Source organism: Ochrobactrum sp. PL_is501, assembly GCF_055816895.1.
The window spans coordinates 198,019-213,287 of record NZ_JBVPGR010000035.1 but is presented as its reverse complement, the minus strand read 5'-3'; the positions used below and the strand labels follow the sequence as shown (position 1 = coordinate 213,287).

Genomic DNA, 15,269 nt, shown 5'->3' with positions numbered 1-15,269 from the left:
GCAGCCGGTGCTAAGTTCGGCTATTTCTTTGGTGGCGGAGGGTAGCGGAGCAAATCGCCGGGCTGGCGTTCGGTGATTGTTGGCGCGAGGTAGCCGGCCCCTGCCTCCTGCAAAAACGCTTCTCGGGCTTCATCGCGCTTGCGCTCGACCCGTTCGAGAGCTTTTTGCACAGTCATCCCAAAGCCGTTGTTTTTCATCATATCGTTGATGACGCGCTCGGCGTTCCCGGCGACGACAGGGTCGTGGTGTTCGACCTTGATCTTAAGCCGGTGACGGCCTCCCTCGTCGGCGAACTGCCGAAAGAGTTCCGCGAGGGCTTCGGCTTCGCGCCACTTATCCATAAGCTTTGCGTAATGGGTGCGATCGCTGGTCAATTGCGTGCCTCCGCTTCTTCCTCGGCCGCGGCGTCATAGCCTTCAAGCCAAGCGTTGCGCTCCTCCTCGCGCCCCCTCGCGTTGAATTCGCGCGGGCAGGTTTCACGGGGCATGCCGTTGTGGAATGCGTCGTGCCCCTTGTCGCGAGCGATTTCGATATCGTCGGACGTCGGCGGAAGGATTTCGGTGTCCTCGTCGCCAGACTGTTCCGGTTTAGGCTTGTCAGCTTTTTTCTCGGCCGCTGGTTTCGTTTCGGCCTTCTTGCTGTCGCCCGCGCCGGCCTTATCCTTCGGCTTTTCCTGCCCGTTTTCGCCCTTGGCGAAATCGCTCATTTTCTGGCTAGTTGACTTCTTTTCGCCATCCCCACGCGCTTGACCCCCGAACATTTCTTCGACCGTGGCCTCTCCGCTCTTGAGAGCGGATCGCATGCCGGTGAGTGTGGGAATATGTTCAAGGGTAATATCGTCCTCGCCCGCGATCCCAAGCGAAGCGAAAATCTGTTCGGGCTTCACCCCGAACGCAGCAAACGCCTTGAAGATATTTTCCCGACGCTCCGCCAACGTTTTGACGTCGCCCTTTACGACCTTTTCAGCAGCGTCGTAAGCTTTGCGCCAAACGGCTTTTGGAACTCCGGAAAGGATAGCGTTACGCGATGCGATCGAACACGCGGCGTTTCCCGTAACGATAATCATGTCGTCCGAATAAAGTCGGCCCTGACTATCCACGATGCGGCGACGCACGCGGGCCGTTTTTGAGGCATTGGTTTCCAGATCGTGGTAAATGCCTTCGGCTTCGACGTACTTCTCGACGCGGTCAACATGCACGACGCGAGCGCCGACAATGCAGTTCCCCCAATTCTGATAGACAATTTCGGCGAAACGAGCAGACGGCCCGACGATAGGCTTTTTGCCGCGTGGCAGCGCATAGCTACATTCCTCGGCAGTTTCTTCATCAAGCGTTGCCAACGTCATGATGTTCTGAATTGCCTTCGTGACCTGTCGAGGATACGCGCGGGCCGTCGCAATCTTCTGGTCGACTTCCGCCCTCGAAAGCTGGATGGCAAGTGAAGCCTGTTCCGGCGTCATAAAGCCGGAAAGGACTTCGCCGTCCGCTGTGATTACTTCCTGTCCTGACATTGGACGTTTCCTTCTGTGGTGGTTGAAAAGTGGCCCGGGCTTCGCAGCGACGTGCTGATCCGCGACTACTTGCCGGGCCTCCGGCTACCGCGCCGGATTTAGAAGCTGCCGAGGAAGCCCGAGGCACTGGCCTTGCGGCGCGTTTTCGGAAGCTTTTCGGCTGCCTTTTCCTTGGCGTAATGAACCGCAGGCGTCGGCAACTCGCCGATGCGCAAGAGTTCACGCAAGAGGATGCGCGCACCTTCGGCGTCGTTCATGGCTTGGTGAGCGCCATTCAGGTCATGCCCGAAATGGGCCAGAGCCTCGCCAAGATTGGGGAATTTGAAACCGCCGCGATTTGCATTTGGAATTCTGCAAATCTTCATCATGGGGCGCATTACGCAGACGTTTTTAGTCTGTTCGAAAAGGTCGGGCACGCCAGCCCGGCGCATTTCGCCGCGCATAACCTTAAGGTCGTACTGTGCATTGTAGGCGACCAGTACCAACCCCCGGAGGATTTCCTCGCGATACTGTTCGAGAACGACGCTGATATCCGCACCGTTCGCGAGCAAGAACTCGTCCGTCAAACCGTTGACGGCTCCCGCAGAACCTTCACCCTGCGGCATCGTCCAGCCGTTCGGGCGGACATAAATGTCCTGACGGTCAAGTTCGTTGCCTTCGGCGTCGGCCCAAATCATCGCCAAATGTGCGAGGCGTGGCTGTCCTTCGGCATCGGCCGGCTGCTTGAAGTCAAACAAGCCTGTCGTTTCCGTGTCGATAACAAGATATTTCATGGGATTTCTCTTTCCGGCCGCGCCGGTTGAATAGGTTAACCGGCGATCAGCGGAATGTAGCTTTCACGTCTTCGAAGACTTCGACGCCCGGGATTTTCGTGTTGCCCTTGTGAATGGCGACCTTCGACCGGATCGCCTTTTCGATATCTTCCACACGGAAGAAATCTTTCAGGCTGTTGAGGTCGACCGCAGCCAGGTCAACAATGCGGAAGGCCCATTTCGTCGTAGCTGAAGCGGTAACACCGTTGCCCGTGCGAACCTTCGTCAATTCGGCCGCGGTCGCAGTGGTGCGCTGTTCGGCACTGGTTGCTTGATGGCCGAGGCTTGCTGCCTCGTCCTTCTTGCGCTCCGCAGTGCTTTCCCGCTTAACCTCTTGGGCTTCCTTGAGCTTGCGTTCCTCCTCGGCGCGAAGGCGCGCCGCTTCTTCGGAGGCCCGACGGCGTTCCGCTTCCGCCTTATCGCGCTGATATGACGACGCGAGGGCTTCGAACACGTCGACGATAAGGTCGAGGCGATCAATCAGGGGGTGGAAGAACTGGTCGACTTCACGGCCGCCCTTTACAAAAGGTTCCTTCTCAACCTTCCGGGCAGCTTCGATGCGCTTCGATAGTGCCTTAGCATCGAGAACGATCTCTCCGAGCGGCCCGAGGTCATCGTCGCTTTTTATTTTTCTCGGGTGCGCATTGGCGCGCTCAGCGATTGGCTCGATCAGGTCGACCAATTCTTTGTATTGATCCGCGAGAACTTCTTTTATAGGGGGATTGTTGCCGCCGATAACGGCGCGTTCATTCGTTTCAGCTACCATAGCGAATGGTGCCTCCTGTTCGTGGTGGTTCAGGGGTGCATCAGGACCGGCGACGTTGGGTTGCAGCCTTTAGCCGCCGGTCCACTTCACGCGTCAGGCGGAGGAGTACGCAGGACGCGGAATTCCTTCGGCGGGGCGAAATACCCGGCCCGCTTCTGCGTCAGCCACGTAATCTTTTTCCCGCCCGCAAGATGCGCAATCGAAGCGCCTTGCATTTTGTGCTTGATCTCGGCTTCAACCGCCGCGACCTTTCTTTCGGCTTCTGTGACGTCCGCTTTCAGGCGGTGACGCTCTGCAATCAATTCGTAAATCTGGTTGTCTCGCGTGAGGTCGATTTCCTCGCCTTCCTCCCGCTCATACATTCGCTCGATAAGACCGGCGTCGAGGCTGTAATCTGGAACAACTTCCGCACCGCTTTCGACTAATTCCCAAAACTCCGCGCACTTTGCGCGAATACGCTCGATAGCGCCCTCAAGAATGGGTATTTCGATGACTGGCATATCGACGCCATGGCCTACGACAATCGGCGCTACAGCGGCCCATTTGCTGCCGGTCAAGTAAGCTTCAACGACTGCCTGCATGGCGATCCAGAACGGCGGCTCTGGAACGTCGCTTCCGGCCAGCCACTTCCGGCGAAAGACGCCCTGTTCCACTGACTTGATTTGCACGATGCCCGGCCCGCGTTTTTTATCCACCGCGAGCACGTCGGGAGTGGCCCCGAGACGGACTTCATTGTCGCGCCAGTAGTCACCGGGATTGGTGTTGTGCTTGATTTTCCATGCTGGCCGTTGACGACGCAGGAGCTTAACCGCGACTGGCTCCAAAAGTTGGCCGCGAAGCATGGCCGGGGTTTCCTCCGGGTCCGACTGGACCCGACCCGATTTGAACGCCCAAAGTGCATAAGGCGTTACGAATTCATGAACCCCAAACAAAGCCCCAACGACCGACGCCGTGACGTCTCGCGACCTGCGAGCGTGCCATTCGGCACTTGTCCTAACGTTGATCCGTTCGATCTTCATATCGCCTGTCCTGCCCCGATTTCCTCTAGCGCCGCCTGCGCTACCTCAACCGCCAATGTCTCGATCGCTGGTTTACCGAAGTTGGCTTTTCGCAACTGTTCGACCACGTCTTCAAAAACAGATGGGTCGATATTGCTTTCGATAATCGTATCAATCATTTGGCGCTTTATGATGCTGACCAGAGAAGCCCTCACCGCGCCGGTTGCCTGAATAATTTTGGTCATTTTGTTTCCTGCTGTCGTTAACGCTTCGAAAGGAAATCGGCGTTCCTTAAGGATAGGTTTTGACACGAGCGGCAGAGGGTGAGGATAACTTTCCTATTTTCCCGTCTGGCCTTCTTAAGCCGCTGAAATTCCTTGAATTCACCAAGGAAGATATGTCTAAACCTCGCGAATTCGTCGCAGGTCAAAAGGCAATCGTCGTAAACGATTGGTGCAGTTTTTCACTCGAATTCAAGGCTGATTGCAGTGGGGAGATAATCGGCATGTTGTATCCTGCTCTTACGTAACCATTCGTTTACGAAGATAGAAATAATCTAACTTTTATGGCCTTGCAATCCACAAAGTTTGAAAATCTCTAACTTTTTGTCAGGAGGATTATTCGTTTTAATAAATCAATCAGTTAGATTGTGAATAAATTAAAAATGGGACAGGGGGTATAAACCCCCTGTCCCTAATCTAATTATATAAATATCTATACACGCGCGAGCGCGAAGGATCAGAAAACCATAATCGCTTGAAGCACCAAGCCGAGCACCGACACCTCCTCCGAAGCGTATAGGGGTTCTATCTCCCCTTCGTCTGGAAGCGCGTCAAACCTTATGCCCTTCGCGTCAAAGGCCACCTTGCGGACTGTGATTTCTACCTTGTCCTCAACGGCAGTTCGGGAGACGACCACGACGTCACCCGCTATCAACTCCCTGCCGACCTCCCTCAATGCGTCGGTATTGGCGATTAGGACGAAAGCCTCGCTCGGGATATTCAGCCCGACAGCATGCCCGCCACGAACCAGATAGACCGCTTGCGCCTCGGCTGGATATCGTGGATCGGTTTCGATTGCGGCTGACAGACCTTTCGGAACCCCGGCACCGGGCGACCTTAGCGCCCCTGCCTCGGCAATTCCGGAAACTTTGGTGCCGTCGGGGATGCCTCCCCGTCGGGGTGTGCGCTGTTCAAGCGTGAGGTATTCCGGGTCGCAGTCCAGCGCAGCGGCGGCCGCATCAAGGTGCTTCGGGTTGAAGCGATCTTTCTTGTACTTGCCGTTTTCGAGACGAAAAAGCTCATAGAAGAAATTTCTTGTCAGGCCGCCTCGCTTGGCAGCTTCAAACGCATTGATGCCGAGAGCATCAAGCCGCCCTTGGACCCGTTTCCGCAAAACGTCACTCATTCACGCAACCCCTTTTTGACGCTTTTATAGGTCAAATTTTTCTAATCTGTCCACCCGAGTACGATAAATAAAACTTTTCACATAGAAATCAACTATTTTCTGTCTACTGACAGTTTCGATATCGCACCCTATTGCAGTTAGACAAAATCTAACTTAACAAATGGTGCATGAATTACCTTGATCTCTTCCGCACCAACATTCGAGTAACGATGGATGCATACCGGAAAGCCACCGGGTGCACACAGACGAAACTCGACGAAATTGTCTCCGGCTATCGCACGTTTTCGCAGACGATTGACCGCGTCGATATGCGCGCAGGGACATACGACAAGATCATGTCGCGGTTTTCCGCGATATGGCCGGAAGGCGTGGCGTGGCCCGCGGGCGTCGAGCGCCCGGAGCCCGCCACCCTTGATGCTCAAACCCTCAAACTCGTATCCGAGAACCGGAAACCCGTTAGCGGCATTCATCCCGAATGGCCCGTTGGGGAAGCATGGCCCTTGGATATCCCGCAGCCCGTCGCCGTCTAAGACGCCGACCGAAATCAAGGAGCATGCAGCATGGCAAGACGAGCAAAAAAGGCTGACGTCACGTCGAGCAAGTCGTCGATCACGGCCGAAGAACTGCGCCGCGTAGTAAACCAGTTCATGACCGAAACGGCCGAGGCTTCCGAACATAACGGCGCGGCCGGTTCAATCGTCAAGAATGCCTTGGATCGCCACGGCATGGACCGGAAGGCTTTTCGCTTCATTCTCGGCCTCGCCAAGATGGAAACCACCAAGCGCCAAGCAACCCTTCGGGGCGTGATCGAGCTTGCCGACAAGATGGGCTACTTCGACGACGTCGATATGTTCGATGACGTCATTTCGACGATGGCAAATATCGTCGATGGGAAGCGCCCGGCCGAGGAGGAAGCTCCGAAAAAGGCAAAGGCTCCGCTTACGCTCGCCACCGTGAATTAGATTGATAGTGCGCGCCCTCTGCAACCGGGCTGCGCACATCAAGGCCGGTGCCTCCGCTCCTACACTCCCTGCGTTGTAGGCACCGGCCACCGATTACGGGCCGGGCATCCATTGCCCGGCCTTTGCTTTACCAACCACCACAAGGAAACTGCCATGCCGATACAGCGTCTTTCAGTGACGACGGTCGTCCCTTCTCGCCGCGATCCCTACAAGTACATTTCACTCACCTTTGAAACGGACGCCGATAGCTTCGACGACGTTTTCGAAAAGCTCGCCGAAGACGGTTGCTTAAAGGGCCACCGTATCCAGACGAACGAAATTGCAGACGGCACGCGCGTGGCCGTCGAGCGCACACCGCACATTGTCGGCTTGAACGGCATTGCGGTCATCTGCCCTGTTCATTTCGACTATGTCTATTCGCAGGAGATTGCCGCCGATGCGTAATCTCCCCCAACGCATGATTTTGTTTCTCGACGTTGCTACCCGCACCGGATGGTGCGCCGGTCGCCCAGGCGAAGACCCCGAATACGGTTCAAAACGCCTCGCTCCCGAGGAAGCCCCGCCGGTCGCAATAGTCGCTCATTCTCAAATCTTCATCCGCGAACTAATCGAAACCTACCGTCCGAACGTCATCATTGCGGAAGCTCCTGTTTTCGCCGGGGCGATGGCCGGAAAGACAAACCATAAGACTACGCGTCTCTTGCAATGTCTGCCGTGGGCGATGGCCTCGGCCGCGTACCACGAGAAGGTTTTCGACTATCGCGAAATGGCTCAAGCTTCGATCCGCAAGTTTGTCCTCGGGCGCAAACCGACGACAGGCAAGGCGAAAGCCGAGGTCATGCGGGCAATGAGAGCGCTTGGCTTTGATCCGCAGGACGACAACGCTTCGGACGCAATCGCGGGCTGGCTGTATGCCTGCAACGTCATCGCGCCAGAAGTGAACCCCGCTCACACGACGCCGCTATTCGAGCACAAGCAAGCCGATTTGAGGTTCTAATCATGAGCCGAAAGCGCGCCGGTCTTTGGACCATGTTGCAGACGGCATCCAGCGAGGCGGATCGGATTTACGGGATACAAAAGGCGCTCGTTCGCAATGGAATGCGCGATAAGCCGTGTCCCGACCAGATCGCAAAAGCAGACGTCTTTACCGACATAGCCGATCTCATATCGACGATTATCCCGGTCAAAGAAGACGTCGCGAAAGTCCTCGCACCCGTCGCCAGAGCGAGAGCGAAACCCGGCCAAGCCGGGTTCGCCGATCAGCAACCAGACAATCAAACCGACAATTCAGAACATTAAGGGCGGCTTTCAATGGCTGATAATGGCGAAAAGTTTGCAGGGTTTGCCGGAGAGGTTGCCCGCGAACTCCTCGGCGAGCCAAACAAGCAACTTTCAACATCGAGCGAACTTCGCTTCGGGAGTAAGGGATCAGTTTCGGTTGATCTCGAAAAGGGCACTTGGTTCGACCACGGCGAAAACACCGGCGGCGGTGTTCTCGCGCTCATAGAGAGAGAAACCGGCCGCAAAGGCCGGGAGGCGGTGGATTGGCTGCGAGAAAAAGGTTTTCACGTCGAAGACAAAGCGTCATCCAGTAATCGCGACTACGCGCCGGACAACGGCAATTCGCGCCGCAATGACGAAAACATGAAGCCTGTTAAGACGTGGGATTACGTCGACGAGAAAGGCGACCTGCTTTTTCAAGTCGTGCGGCTTGAGAACGGCGAAACAGGGAAAGACGGGAAGCCGGTTAAGACGTACCGGCAGCGCCGCCCCGATCCGTCCAAGGCCGGAGGTTGGAACTGGTCGACGAAGGACGTCCGGCAGGTTCCCTATCGGCTGCCCGATCTTAAAAAGGCCGTGGACAAAAACCACATAGTTTTTGTCGTCGAAGGCGAGAAGGCGGCCGACAAGCTACTCGACCTTGGCGTTCCTGCGACGACGAATGCGCGTGGTGCCGGGAAATGGCTCGCGGAACTTAGCGACTATCTTAAGGGTGCCCGCGTTGTCGTGCTCGCGGACGACGACCCGCAAGCCCGGCACCAAAAGACCAATGAGCCGCTGTTTCACGATGATGGCCGCCCGAAGTTTGTAGGGATCGATCACGCGAACAGTGTCGCAGCTTCCTTGCTCGGCAAAGCCTCGGACGTTCGCGTCGTCCAGTTGACGGATAACAAGAAAAAAGAAGACGTCGTCGACTGGCTTGATGATGGTCACACGGTCGAGGAGCTTTACCAGATCGCGGCCAAGGCTCCCAAATTCACACCCCCGGCCTTCAAGTCAAAATTCAACGCCGTCCCGTGGGACGCCTTCGACGCCCCGGCCCAAGAGCACGAGTATCTAATCAAGGGCATTCTCACTCGTGGGGAAGTGTCGATCGTTTCAGGCGCGTCAAAGAGCGGGAAAACATTCTTGATCCTTGACGCGGCTATGGCAGTCGCTCGCGGTGTTAACTGGATGGGCCGCAAGTCTCGCCGTGGCGGCGTGATCTATCAGGCTGGTGAAGGTCAAAAGGGCCTCCGAAAACGCATCAAGGCATATCGCCAATGGCACGGCCTTGTTGCTTCGGACAATCTGCCGTTCGTATTCATGCCCGCCCGGCTCAATCTGTACCAGAACGACGACCAGACAAACGAGTTTATTGAAGAAGCCAAGTATTGGGCGTCAACCTTCGATGCACCGCTTGAGCTTGTCGTCATCGACACTTGGGCGACGGCGACAGTCGGCGCGAATGAGAACGACGGTAAAGACGTCGGTTCGGTGTTAGAACGCGGTCGCCGCATTTCAGAAGCTTTGAACTGCCACGTCCTGTTTGTGCACCACATGAACGCGGACGGCACAAAGGTTCGCGGTCACTCCTCGCTTATTGCCAATCTGGAAAACGCTCTCATTGTCCGTTTGGCCGATGGGTTGCACGACGAAGATGGGCGGCAAATCCGTGAAGTATTCCTGCAAAAAAACAAGGAAGGCGAGGACGGGATCACGTTCCGGTTTGCTTTGTCGCAGGTCAAGATTGGCAAAGACGAGGACGGCGATCCCATTACGTCATGTGTCGTCGTCACGCCAAAGGGCGAAGGCTCCGACGAGGCACCCGAAAAACGGCCGAACATTTCCGACAAGGAAAATGTTCTCCTGACCGCGATCCAGAACGCGCTAACCGAACACGGCACCGATGCGCCGCCTTCGATGGGGCTACCCGGCGACGTGCGCATTGTCCATTGGCAAAAGGTCATCGAAGCTTTCGACAAGCTGGATTTCGAATATGCCATTGAGAAGAACGACGACGAGAAGGCGCGACAGCGCAAGCTCGATGCGCGTCGAAAGGAACTCGGCCGCCGTGGCGAGCGCCTGTTCCACAAGGGGCTTATTGCCCGCGACAACCCGTTCGTTTGGCTCACTCCAAAAGCAAAGCGCCGGCTAGTCCGAACGGAGGACGTTCGTCCGGCAATCACACCCGCAGAACCAAGCAACGTCAACATGGCGGCCGTCGAAGAAGCGGCCGCGCTATGGGGGACCGATTGAGACACTACGATGATGTTTGGACCCCGAAACTGGTCGGGGAAGTTCTTGTCGATGCCGCTAAGTGGTCGATCGCCAGCGCCGGGCGCACCGGCCCGGCCGACGACCGAAACGGCATTCTTGAAAAGCTCGACCCGGAAAATGTCGTCCCTTCGCGCAAATGGATGCTTTCGCCTGCCCGCGTTTCGCTTCTCGAAAAGGCGATCCATTGGCCCGCGAACTACCTCAAGGGGAACGACGGCGCTGCCCGCGTGCTGCAACTCTGGTTGCGGTGCAAATGCACCCGTTACCGCTTCGGGCATGCGGTTGACGATAAGGGATGGAGCCGCGCAACGGCCTATCGCCTTCGCGACAAAGCGCTATCAACCATTTCCCAAGGATTGGACCGCGATCGAATTGAGGTTCCGCGCCGATGACACAGCCAAATCTAATCTTCATTCGTCGCGCCCGAAAAGCGGCTTGCCCGGTTCGCGTGTTTCAGAAGCGACCATATGCTAAGGCGGCCGCGATAGGGATGCATCGTGCGGGCGTTAGTCAGCGGGAGATTTGCCGGAGGCTGGAAATCAGTCAATCACTCCTGAACTCCTTCATTGCCCCCTTCTCGCTCTTTCGGATTTGAGCCATAATAAGAAAGCCCCGCTAAGTCGGGGCTTTCATTTTATTTGCTATTAGCTAATTTTTATGTTGCATTTCGATTAGCATATTGCTAACTTCAACTCATGAAACAGATCACTTACTCCCGCGAAGCAACCAAGACCTTGATCAAGATGCCAGCCAACACGGCGAAGCTGATCCGGTCGAAGATTGAACAGTATGCAGCCGATCCGGCGAGCCTTGCGAATAACGTCAAGGCGCTCAAGGGCGGCGAAGGATTGCTTCGCCTGCGGGTTGGCGACTGGCGCGTTATCTTCACGGAAGATGGCCGCGTTCTGGAAGTTATCAAGATCGCGCCGCGTGGCGGCGCTTATGAATGAGGCCCGGAAATGGCACACAACGAAATTCCTGACGTTTTCGATAAATATGGCGATTATCTAAATCCCGTTTGGGCGGAAGGTGGCCGCGTTCAAAACTGGCGCAACTACATCAATGATCAGCTTCGCGAGATTTGGCATACGTTCACCGATGAACAAAAGCGCGTGATTGCTTGGAATGCCGAAGAACTGGCCGACCGTGAAGATTGGGACTAGCGGTCTGAGAAAGGAATAAGAAAATGAATGTTCAAATCATCACTACCCCACAGGGAGAGGAAATGGCAGTTCTCCCCAAGGCCGACTACGATAAGCTGCTTGAAGCTTTCGAGGACCGCGAGGACATTGCAGCCGCCCGCACTTTTCGCGAAAAGCTGGCCGCCGGTGAAGAAGAATTGATCCCGGCCGAGTTCGTCAATCGGATGATCGACGGCGAGAACAAAATCAAGGTTTGGCGTGACTATCGCGGCATGAGCGCGAAGGCGCTCGCCGATGCCGCCGGTATCAGCGCCGCCTACTTGTCGCAGATTGAAAAGGGCGTCCGCGAAGGCTCTCTCGACGCAATGAAGAAGATTGCGGAAGCGCTTAAGGTTACGATCGACGAACTCGTTTAAGGTGGGATTGCCATGAAAATCCGTCAGCGCCGTAATGGTGATTGGTGTATGGAGCATAACGGAGTGGAAGCACCGTACTTCGTCGAAAAAGAGATCGGCGGGGCCTTTTCAGTTTACGACCTCGAGGACGAGGATCGCGAAAAGCCGGTTGCTTTTCATGTCGATCAGGACACGGCGGAAGCGCTTACCCGAGCTCACTTCAACACAATCGCGGGCAAGCTTGGACTGCGGGGTGATTGAATATGATTATGCCCGGCAATTCGCGCGAGGTGGTCGTCAAAGCCCTTGAGGGCCTGTCGTCCGCGCCCAATATTCTTGCAAGCAAGGTTATCAATGATCTTGACGACGCTGGTTTTCGCGTCGTCGAGCGTGACGAATTAACAGGCATTATCCGCGACTTGCTGGATATGGCCGAAGGGAACGGCAGCATGCACCCTTCCGTCATCCGGGCGAAGGCACTTATTGAAATCTTAGACGCATAGAGGAGGAGAAAACGGCATGTGCGGACGTTTCACGCAAACCTACACGTGGGCCGAAATCTATGCGATGTATAACCTCACGGCGACCACGCCCCGAAATATCCAGCCTCGCTATAACATTGCCCCGACGACGCAAGTCGGTGTTATCACGCAAGACGGCGAGCACCTGGCCTATTCAGAAATGCGCTGGTGGCTTGTGCCGTCGTGGTGGGACAAGCCAATTAACAAAGTGCCTTCCACCTTCAACGCTCGGGCCGAGGGCGTGGCAACAAGCGGCATGTTCAAAGGGCCGCTACAGCGGACCCGTTGTCTAATCCCGGCGACCGGCTTTTTCGAATGGTCGGGGCCGAAAGAGGCGCGCTTGCCGTGGTTTATCTCGGCCAAGGATGGGCGGCCGTTGACGTTCGCCGGACTGCATGATCGTTGGAAGGATCGCGAAACCGGCGAGGTGGTTACAAGCTGCACAATAATCACCTGCGATGCGAACCCCTTCATGCAGAAAATCCATACTCGCATGCCGGTGATTTTGCAGGAAAACGACTGGCGCGCTTGGCTCGCCGAGCCGCGCGTCGATCTATTGAAGCCCGCGAATGATGATAACTTGCAGGCGTGGCGCGTTTCCACGAATGTCAATTCGAGCCGATATCAGGGCGAAGACACTATGCAGCCCATCGAAACAGGCGATTTACTGGACGGTTAATTTCATCGCCCTACCTTCCTCGTCAATGAGGGAGGTCGCCAGCATGCCAGAACATTTGAAACCCGTGATAGGTCCGAAGCGCGAAGGGAGATATCCCGACAGGAATATCGATTGTCAGGAGGCTATCGCGGACGCTGTCGTCGATATCATCGAACAAGCGGAAAAGGCTGGTTGGACGGCCGCAGAAGCCGCCCGGGCAGTTAGCGAGGTTTCGCGGGGATTGGCTGTCGGCATTCAGGGGAAAGACCCTGCCGAGTAGCGAGTGCCGCTTTCCTGCTTGCTTCCGCAAATTCTTTCGCCGAAAACGTCCCGGCCCTTGCGAGTTTTGAAAGAGATTGCGCGACGTGCGGCGGAATATCGTGCTTCTGTTCTGACTTCATTTGATGCACCACGGTTCACGCTTGCCCCGCCAAGGGCGGGCAAGTTCTTCCTCGATCAAGATTGCCCCGACGTCAACGCCCTCGACGTAGGCCGTCGCCAGCGTGCGGCCGTACCGATCCTTGATGCGGCCGGACTTCGGATCGCCCCGTTCAATTTCAAAGCCGGGCGAAGTAAGCAATTCCTGCAACCGACGCTTGGCGACACGCCCGAGGCGTCGCTCGGCATCGCATTTCGCGTTGCGGGTTTCCGGTGCGTCGATATTCGCGATGCGTACATGCTCGCCATCAATGACGAATGTATCACCGTCCAATGCTTGCGGCGCGCTGGTCATTATGGCCGCAGCAAGAAGAACCTCAATCATGAATGCCCCCGTTTAGTATCCTCTCGCCGTCTTCGGTAGCGGAGCGGCAACCGCTCCGGCACCCGAATTGCTCGGGAAGTCGAACATGAGCCGAACCCGCCTTGACCCGCAGGACGGGCACTTCATGCGCTCCTGCAGAAAAGTCAGCGGCATATCCCGGCCGCGCGTACAGACGAGCGTTTGAACGTCAAGTTCCGCGCTAAACAAGCATTCGCGAACCGACTTCATTGCGTCTCTTTTACCCCACGCGCACCGCATTCTAATGCGGACGCTGTGCGTGTAGGCGTCTCCTAATGTCTCAATCTGCATGAGAACATCATGAGAACAAAATTCGGCAACCGTCAATGTGCGGCGAGTTCACGAAACGATACAAGCGGCGGAATAGCGCAGGTTTTCCCCGCTGTTCAATTATCGATCAGGCGGTCGGCGACGGCGAACCCGACGAGCGCCTTATAAGCAGAAAGCGCCGAAATCCCCCATAAAACCGCGTGAACGTACCAAGGCCAGACTTCGGACCCGAGCCAATAATTCAGCCCAACGCACACGACGGCCCCGAATACCCCGGCCATAGTCGCAAGCTTTTCGGATTTCTTCATATGCCCTCTCCCGCTTCAAAGTCGCGAGAGAGGCTAGTTCGAATTTAGACCGGGTTCAATTCCCCTGTTCTATCTCGTCCGACAATGCGCCTCGGGCCTCCTCCGATGCGGCCAGCTTTGTTTCGAAGCTGGCAATTGTAGCCAGATGGGAACGTATGATTACGTCCTTCTCCGCCAATAGTTCGTCGGCATTCTCACGCATAACGACCGGCGTTTCAAAGTCCCCGCCGGGCTTTGGCACGATAACGGCCGCGTCGACCGCGCCCTCCATAAGAAGCCCGATTATGCCCCTTTGTGCATAGCCAACCGTCAACAGCCCCGTGCTCGTAGCTGCGGGCTCGGGGCGGGTAAGAGCAACGTTGTTTTCTGCGAAGGATTTCCGCTGTTCTTCCATCAATTCGAGTTGCTGCTCTGGCATCAGGGCCTTACACGCCTTGACGGCGTCGCTCATGAGTTCGTCAAGCGTATGCACACCCTCTATAGGCGCGGGACGCGTGTTGCGTAGCGCTTCAATTGCCAGACTGACAATCGCTTTGTTCCCGATGGATGCTCCCGCCCAATCGCATTTTTCGAGGGCGTCGGCTATCTGGCAAGGTTCTAGTTTACTCTCCATGGTCGTCGCTTTCCGGTACAAAGATGACTGCGCCCGGTATGATGTTCACGAGAGCAGGGCGTGTTGGGAAAAGCTTATCCATGAGGACGTAGATAAGCGGCTCGATTTCATGCATCGGTGCGTCATGCCTTGTGACTACAGTACCCAGCAGAAAAGCATCTTTGTCGGGATAACGGCATATCGCGCACCATGATCTATCAGTCGCCATGACGTTCGCCTCCCGATGGTGCAGAACTCAAAGCTGCTTCCGGGTAAATCTGGACGCTGCCGATTTCAGTCTCGCTTTCGACGGCATATCCGACAGGCGTTAGTTTGGTGCTGTAAAAACCAACGATACGACCAGTCCACGACGATCCCTTGGTCTTGGTCACGCGATCACCGATGCGGAATTTGCGGGCGTCGGCATGGTCCGGTGAGGATAGGGCGCGGATGGCGGCGGCAATCGTGGCATGATGCTGGTCATCTTTTGCCATTCTCGATGGTTCAAGGCGCGGTCCGGCATTCGACACAGTATAAGCGTGTGTTTCTATAAGGCGCGCCGCTTCCTCCAACGCCAGCCCACGCGCTGCGGATGACTCCTTTCTGC

Annotated in this window: 26 protein-coding genes; 14 read left to right on the top strand and 12 right to left on the bottom strand. The window is 56.1% G+C overall.

The annotated features are described in order from the left end of the window. Window positions 1–20: 20 nt before the first annotated feature. From AC0TOF_RS12325 to AC0TOF_RS12295, 7 genes are all read right to left on the bottom strand, one after another. The gene (locus AC0TOF_RS12325; protein ID WP_313665580.1) at window positions 21–374 is read right to left on the bottom strand and encodes a hypothetical protein; all 354 of its coding nucleotides are present in this window, start codon (window positions 372–374) and stop codon (window positions 21–23) included. Further along, a complete protein-coding gene (locus tag AC0TOF_RS12320; RefSeq protein WP_473768454.1) occupies window positions 371–1,510 on the bottom strand; it encodes a hypothetical protein in 1,140 nt (379 codons plus the stop codon). Before AC0TOF_RS12320 ends, AC0TOF_RS12325 begins: the two co-directional genes overlap by 4 nt. 98 nt (window positions 1,511–1,608) lie before the next feature. Then, window positions 1,609–2,283, bottom strand: coding sequence for a 3'-5' exonuclease (locus tag AC0TOF_RS12315; RefSeq protein ID WP_473768453.1), 675 nt, complete (start codon window positions 2,281–2,283; stop codon window positions 1,609–1,611). Between the two features lie 46 nt (window positions 2,284–2,329). Next, window positions 2,330–3,088, bottom strand: coding sequence for a hypothetical protein (locus AC0TOF_RS12310; RefSeq protein ID WP_473768452.1), 759 nt, complete (start codon window positions 3,086–3,088; stop codon window positions 2,330–2,332). 86 nt (window positions 3,089–3,174) lie between these two features. Then, entirely contained in the window at window positions 3,175–4,107 is a 933-nt protein-coding gene (locus tag AC0TOF_RS12305) for a YqaJ viral recombinase family nuclease (protein WP_473768451.1), read from the bottom strand. Continuing rightward, window positions 4,104–4,331, bottom strand: a complete 228-nt coding sequence (locus AC0TOF_RS12300; RefSeq protein WP_473768450.1) for a hypothetical protein — start codon at window positions 4,329–4,331, stop codon at window positions 4,104–4,106. The genes AC0TOF_RS12305 and AC0TOF_RS12300 overlap by 4 nt, the downstream gene beginning before the upstream one ends. A 493-nt stretch (window positions 4,332–4,824) precedes the next feature. Next, window positions 4,825–5,493: a hypothetical protein gene (locus tag AC0TOF_RS12295; RefSeq protein ID WP_473768449.1), complete on the bottom strand. Its 669-nt coding sequence runs from the start codon at window positions 5,491–5,493 to the stop codon at window positions 4,825–4,827. A gap of 167 nt (window positions 5,494–5,660) precedes the next feature. Here AC0TOF_RS12295 and AC0TOF_RS12290 point away from each other — a divergent pair, with 167 nt between their 5' ends. The 14 genes from AC0TOF_RS12290 (at window position 5,661) to AC0TOF_RS12225 (ending at window position 12,991) form a co-directional block, all read left to right on the top strand. Continuing rightward, window positions 5,661–6,023: a hypothetical protein gene (locus AC0TOF_RS12290; protein WP_473768448.1), complete on the top strand. Its 363-nt coding sequence runs from the start codon at window positions 5,661–5,663 to the stop codon at window positions 6,021–6,023. A 30-nt stretch (window positions 6,024–6,053) separates the two neighbouring features. Beyond that, the gene (locus AC0TOF_RS12285) at window positions 6,054–6,455 is read left to right on the top strand and encodes a hypothetical protein (RefSeq protein ID WP_473768447.1); all 402 of its coding nucleotides are present in this window, start codon (window positions 6,054–6,056) and stop codon (window positions 6,453–6,455) included. A gap of 153 nt (window positions 6,456–6,608) precedes the next feature. Further along, entirely contained in the window at window positions 6,609–6,899 is a 291-nt protein-coding gene (locus AC0TOF_RS12280; protein ID WP_473768446.1) for a hypothetical protein, read from the top strand. Next, window positions 6,892–7,452, top strand: coding sequence for a hypothetical protein (locus AC0TOF_RS12275; protein WP_473768445.1), 561 nt, complete (start codon window positions 6,892–6,894; stop codon window positions 7,450–7,452). Before AC0TOF_RS12280 ends, AC0TOF_RS12275 begins: the two co-directional genes overlap by 8 nt. Window positions 7,453–7,454: 2 nt before the next feature. Beyond that, window positions 7,455–7,754, top strand: a complete 300-nt coding sequence (locus AC0TOF_RS12270) for a hypothetical protein (RefSeq protein WP_473768444.1) — start codon at window positions 7,455–7,457, stop codon at window positions 7,752–7,754. Between the two features lie 12 nt (window positions 7,755–7,766). Next, complete coding sequence (locus tag AC0TOF_RS12265) at window positions 7,767–9,974, top strand: AAA family ATPase (protein WP_473768443.1); 2,208 nt, start codon at window positions 7,767–7,769, stop codon at window positions 9,972–9,974. Next, on the top strand, window positions 9,971–10,387 hold the full coding sequence (locus AC0TOF_RS12260; RefSeq protein ID WP_473768442.1) for a hypothetical protein: 417 nt from the start codon (window positions 9,971–9,973) through the stop codon (window positions 10,385–10,387). Before AC0TOF_RS12265 ends, AC0TOF_RS12260 begins: the two co-directional genes overlap by 4 nt. A gap of 303 nt (window positions 10,388–10,690) precedes the next feature. Continuing rightward, window positions 10,691–10,945, top strand: coding sequence for a type II toxin-antitoxin system RelE family toxin (locus AC0TOF_RS12255; RefSeq protein WP_259030089.1), 255 nt, complete (start codon window positions 10,691–10,693; stop codon window positions 10,943–10,945). A gap of 9 nt (window positions 10,946–10,954) precedes the next feature. Next, window positions 10,955–11,158, top strand: a complete 204-nt coding sequence (locus AC0TOF_RS12250; RefSeq protein WP_473768441.1) for a hypothetical protein — start codon at window positions 10,955–10,957, stop codon at window positions 11,156–11,158. A gap of 62 nt (window positions 11,159–11,220) precedes the next feature. Beyond that, window positions 11,221–11,553, top strand: coding sequence for a helix-turn-helix domain-containing protein (locus AC0TOF_RS12245; protein ID WP_473768440.1), 333 nt, complete (start codon window positions 11,221–11,223; stop codon window positions 11,551–11,553). A 12-nt stretch (window positions 11,554–11,565) separates the two neighbouring features. After that, a complete protein-coding gene (locus AC0TOF_RS12240) occupies window positions 11,566–11,793 on the top strand; it encodes a hypothetical protein (protein WP_473768439.1) in 228 nt (75 codons plus the stop codon). A 2-nt stretch (window positions 11,794–11,795) separates the two neighbouring features. Next, the gene (locus AC0TOF_RS12235; protein ID WP_473768438.1) at window positions 11,796–12,035 is read left to right on the top strand and encodes a hypothetical protein; all 240 of its coding nucleotides are present in this window, start codon (window positions 11,796–11,798) and stop codon (window positions 12,033–12,035) included. A 16-nt stretch (window positions 12,036–12,051) separates the two neighbouring features. After that, window positions 12,052–12,732, top strand: a complete 681-nt coding sequence (locus AC0TOF_RS12230; protein WP_473768437.1) for an SOS response-associated peptidase — start codon at window positions 12,052–12,054, stop codon at window positions 12,730–12,732. A gap of 43 nt (window positions 12,733–12,775) precedes the next feature. After that, window positions 12,776–12,991 (top strand): hypothetical protein, encoded by a 216-nt coding sequence (locus AC0TOF_RS12225; RefSeq protein ID WP_473768436.1) that lies wholly within the window; start codon window positions 12,776–12,778, stop codon window positions 12,989–12,991. Between the two features lie 117 nt (window positions 12,992–13,108). On the opposite strand, the gene AC0TOF_RS12220 is transcribed toward AC0TOF_RS12225, so the two are convergent. The 5 genes from AC0TOF_RS12220 to AC0TOF_RS12200 form a co-directional block, all read right to left on the bottom strand. Next, window positions 13,109–13,474, bottom strand: coding sequence for a thermonuclease family protein (locus AC0TOF_RS12220; protein WP_151657853.1), 366 nt, complete (start codon window positions 13,472–13,474; stop codon window positions 13,109–13,111). 404 nt (window positions 13,475–13,878) lie between these two features. Further along, window positions 13,879–14,070, bottom strand: a complete 192-nt coding sequence (locus tag AC0TOF_RS12215; protein WP_473768435.1) for a hypothetical protein — start codon at window positions 14,068–14,070, stop codon at window positions 13,879–13,881. Between the two features lie 55 nt (window positions 14,071–14,125). Beyond that, window positions 14,126–14,683: a hypothetical protein gene (locus AC0TOF_RS12210; protein WP_473768434.1), complete on the bottom strand. Its 558-nt coding sequence runs from the start codon at window positions 14,681–14,683 to the stop codon at window positions 14,126–14,128. Next, window positions 14,673–14,891 (bottom strand): hypothetical protein, encoded by a 219-nt coding sequence (locus AC0TOF_RS12205; RefSeq protein ID WP_473768433.1) that lies wholly within the window; start codon window positions 14,889–14,891, stop codon window positions 14,673–14,675. The genes AC0TOF_RS12210 and AC0TOF_RS12205 overlap by 11 nt, the downstream gene beginning before the upstream one ends. Further along, window positions 14,881–15,156 carry a hypothetical protein gene (locus AC0TOF_RS12200; protein WP_473768613.1) on the bottom strand — a complete coding sequence of 92 codons (276 nt, stop codon included), beginning with the start codon at window positions 15,154–15,156 and terminating at the stop codon, window positions 14,881–14,883. Before AC0TOF_RS12200 ends, AC0TOF_RS12205 begins: the two co-directional genes overlap by 11 nt. Between the last annotated feature and the right edge of the window lie 113 nt (window positions 15,157–15,269).

What these genes read in the sequence shown, in the direction of transcription:
- AC0TOF_RS12215 (WP_473768435.1), bottom strand. Translation starts at nt 14,070, where the DNA reads ATGAAGAAATCCGAAAAGCTTGCGACTATGGCCGGGGTATTCGGGGCC.
- AC0TOF_RS12320 (WP_473768454.1), bottom strand. Translation starts at nt 1,510, where the DNA reads ATGTCAGGACAGGAAGTAATCACAGCGGACGGCGAAGTCCTTTCCGGC.
- AC0TOF_RS12205 (WP_473768433.1), bottom strand. Translation starts at nt 14,891, where the DNA reads ATGGCGACTGATAGATCATGGTGCGCGATATGCCGTTATCCCGACAAA.
- AC0TOF_RS12265 (WP_473768443.1), top strand. Translation starts at nt 7,767, where the DNA reads ATGGCTGATAATGGCGAAAAGTTTGCAGGGTTTGCCGGAGAGGTTGCC.
- AC0TOF_RS12255 (WP_259030089.1), top strand. Translation starts at nt 10,691, where the DNA reads ATGAAACAGATCACTTACTCCCGCGAAGCAACCAAGACCTTGATCAAG.
- AC0TOF_RS12290 (WP_473768448.1), top strand. Translation starts at nt 5,661, where the DNA reads ATGAATTACCTTGATCTCTTCCGCACCAACATTCGAGTAACGATGGAT.
- AC0TOF_RS12275 (WP_473768445.1), top strand. Translation starts at nt 6,892, where the DNA reads ATGCGTAATCTCCCCCAACGCATGATTTTGTTTCTCGACGTTGCTACC.
- AC0TOF_RS12230 (WP_473768437.1), top strand. Translation starts at nt 12,052, where the DNA reads ATGTGCGGACGTTTCACGCAAACCTACACGTGGGCCGAAATCTATGCG.
- AC0TOF_RS12305 (WP_473768451.1), bottom strand. Translation starts at nt 4,107, where the DNA reads ATGAAGATCGAACGGATCAACGTTAGGACAAGTGCCGAATGGCACGCT.
- AC0TOF_RS12235 (WP_473768438.1), top strand. Translation starts at nt 11,796, where the DNA reads ATGATTATGCCCGGCAATTCGCGCGAGGTGGTCGTCAAAGCCCTTGAG.
- AC0TOF_RS12285 (WP_473768447.1), top strand. Translation starts at nt 6,054, where the DNA reads ATGGCAAGACGAGCAAAAAAGGCTGACGTCACGTCGAGCAAGTCGTCG.
- AC0TOF_RS12225 (WP_473768436.1), top strand. Translation starts at nt 12,776, where the DNA reads ATGCCAGAACATTTGAAACCCGTGATAGGTCCGAAGCGCGAAGGGAGA.
- AC0TOF_RS12300 (WP_473768450.1), bottom strand. Translation starts at nt 4,331, where the DNA reads ATGACCAAAATTATTCAGGCAACCGGCGCGGTGAGGGCTTCTCTGGTC.
- AC0TOF_RS12240 (WP_473768439.1), top strand. Translation starts at nt 11,566, where the DNA reads ATGAAAATCCGTCAGCGCCGTAATGGTGATTGGTGTATGGAGCATAAC.
- AC0TOF_RS12210 (WP_473768434.1), bottom strand. Translation starts at nt 14,683, where the DNA reads ATGGAGAGTAAACTAGAACCTTGCCAGATAGCCGACGCCCTCGAAAAA.
- AC0TOF_RS12295 (WP_473768449.1), bottom strand. Translation starts at nt 5,493, where the DNA reads ATGAGTGACGTTTTGCGGAAACGGGTCCAAGGGCGGCTTGATGCTCTC.
- AC0TOF_RS12315 (WP_473768453.1), bottom strand. Translation starts at nt 2,283, where the DNA reads ATGAAATATCTTGTTATCGACACGGAAACGACAGGCTTGTTTGACTTC.
- AC0TOF_RS12200 (WP_473768613.1), bottom strand. Translation starts at nt 15,156, where the DNA reads ATGGCAAAAGATGACCAGCATCATGCCACGATTGCCGCCGCCATCCGC.
- AC0TOF_RS12310 (WP_473768452.1), bottom strand. Translation starts at nt 3,088, where the DNA reads ATGGTAGCTGAAACGAATGAACGCGCCGTTATCGGCGGCAACAATCCC.
- AC0TOF_RS12245 (WP_473768440.1), top strand. Translation starts at nt 11,221, where the DNA reads ATGGCAGTTCTCCCCAAGGCCGACTACGATAAGCTGCTTGAAGCTTTC.
- AC0TOF_RS12280 (WP_473768446.1), top strand. Translation starts at nt 6,609, where the DNA reads ATGCCGATACAGCGTCTTTCAGTGACGACGGTCGTCCCTTCTCGCCGC.
- AC0TOF_RS12220 (WP_151657853.1), bottom strand. Translation starts at nt 13,474, where the DNA reads ATGATTGAGGTTCTTCTTGCTGCGGCCATAATGACCAGCGCGCCGCAA.
- AC0TOF_RS12270 (WP_473768444.1), top strand. Translation starts at nt 7,455, where the DNA reads ATGAGCCGAAAGCGCGCCGGTCTTTGGACCATGTTGCAGACGGCATCC.
- AC0TOF_RS12250 (WP_473768441.1), top strand. Translation starts at nt 10,955, where the DNA reads ATGGCACACAACGAAATTCCTGACGTTTTCGATAAATATGGCGATTAT.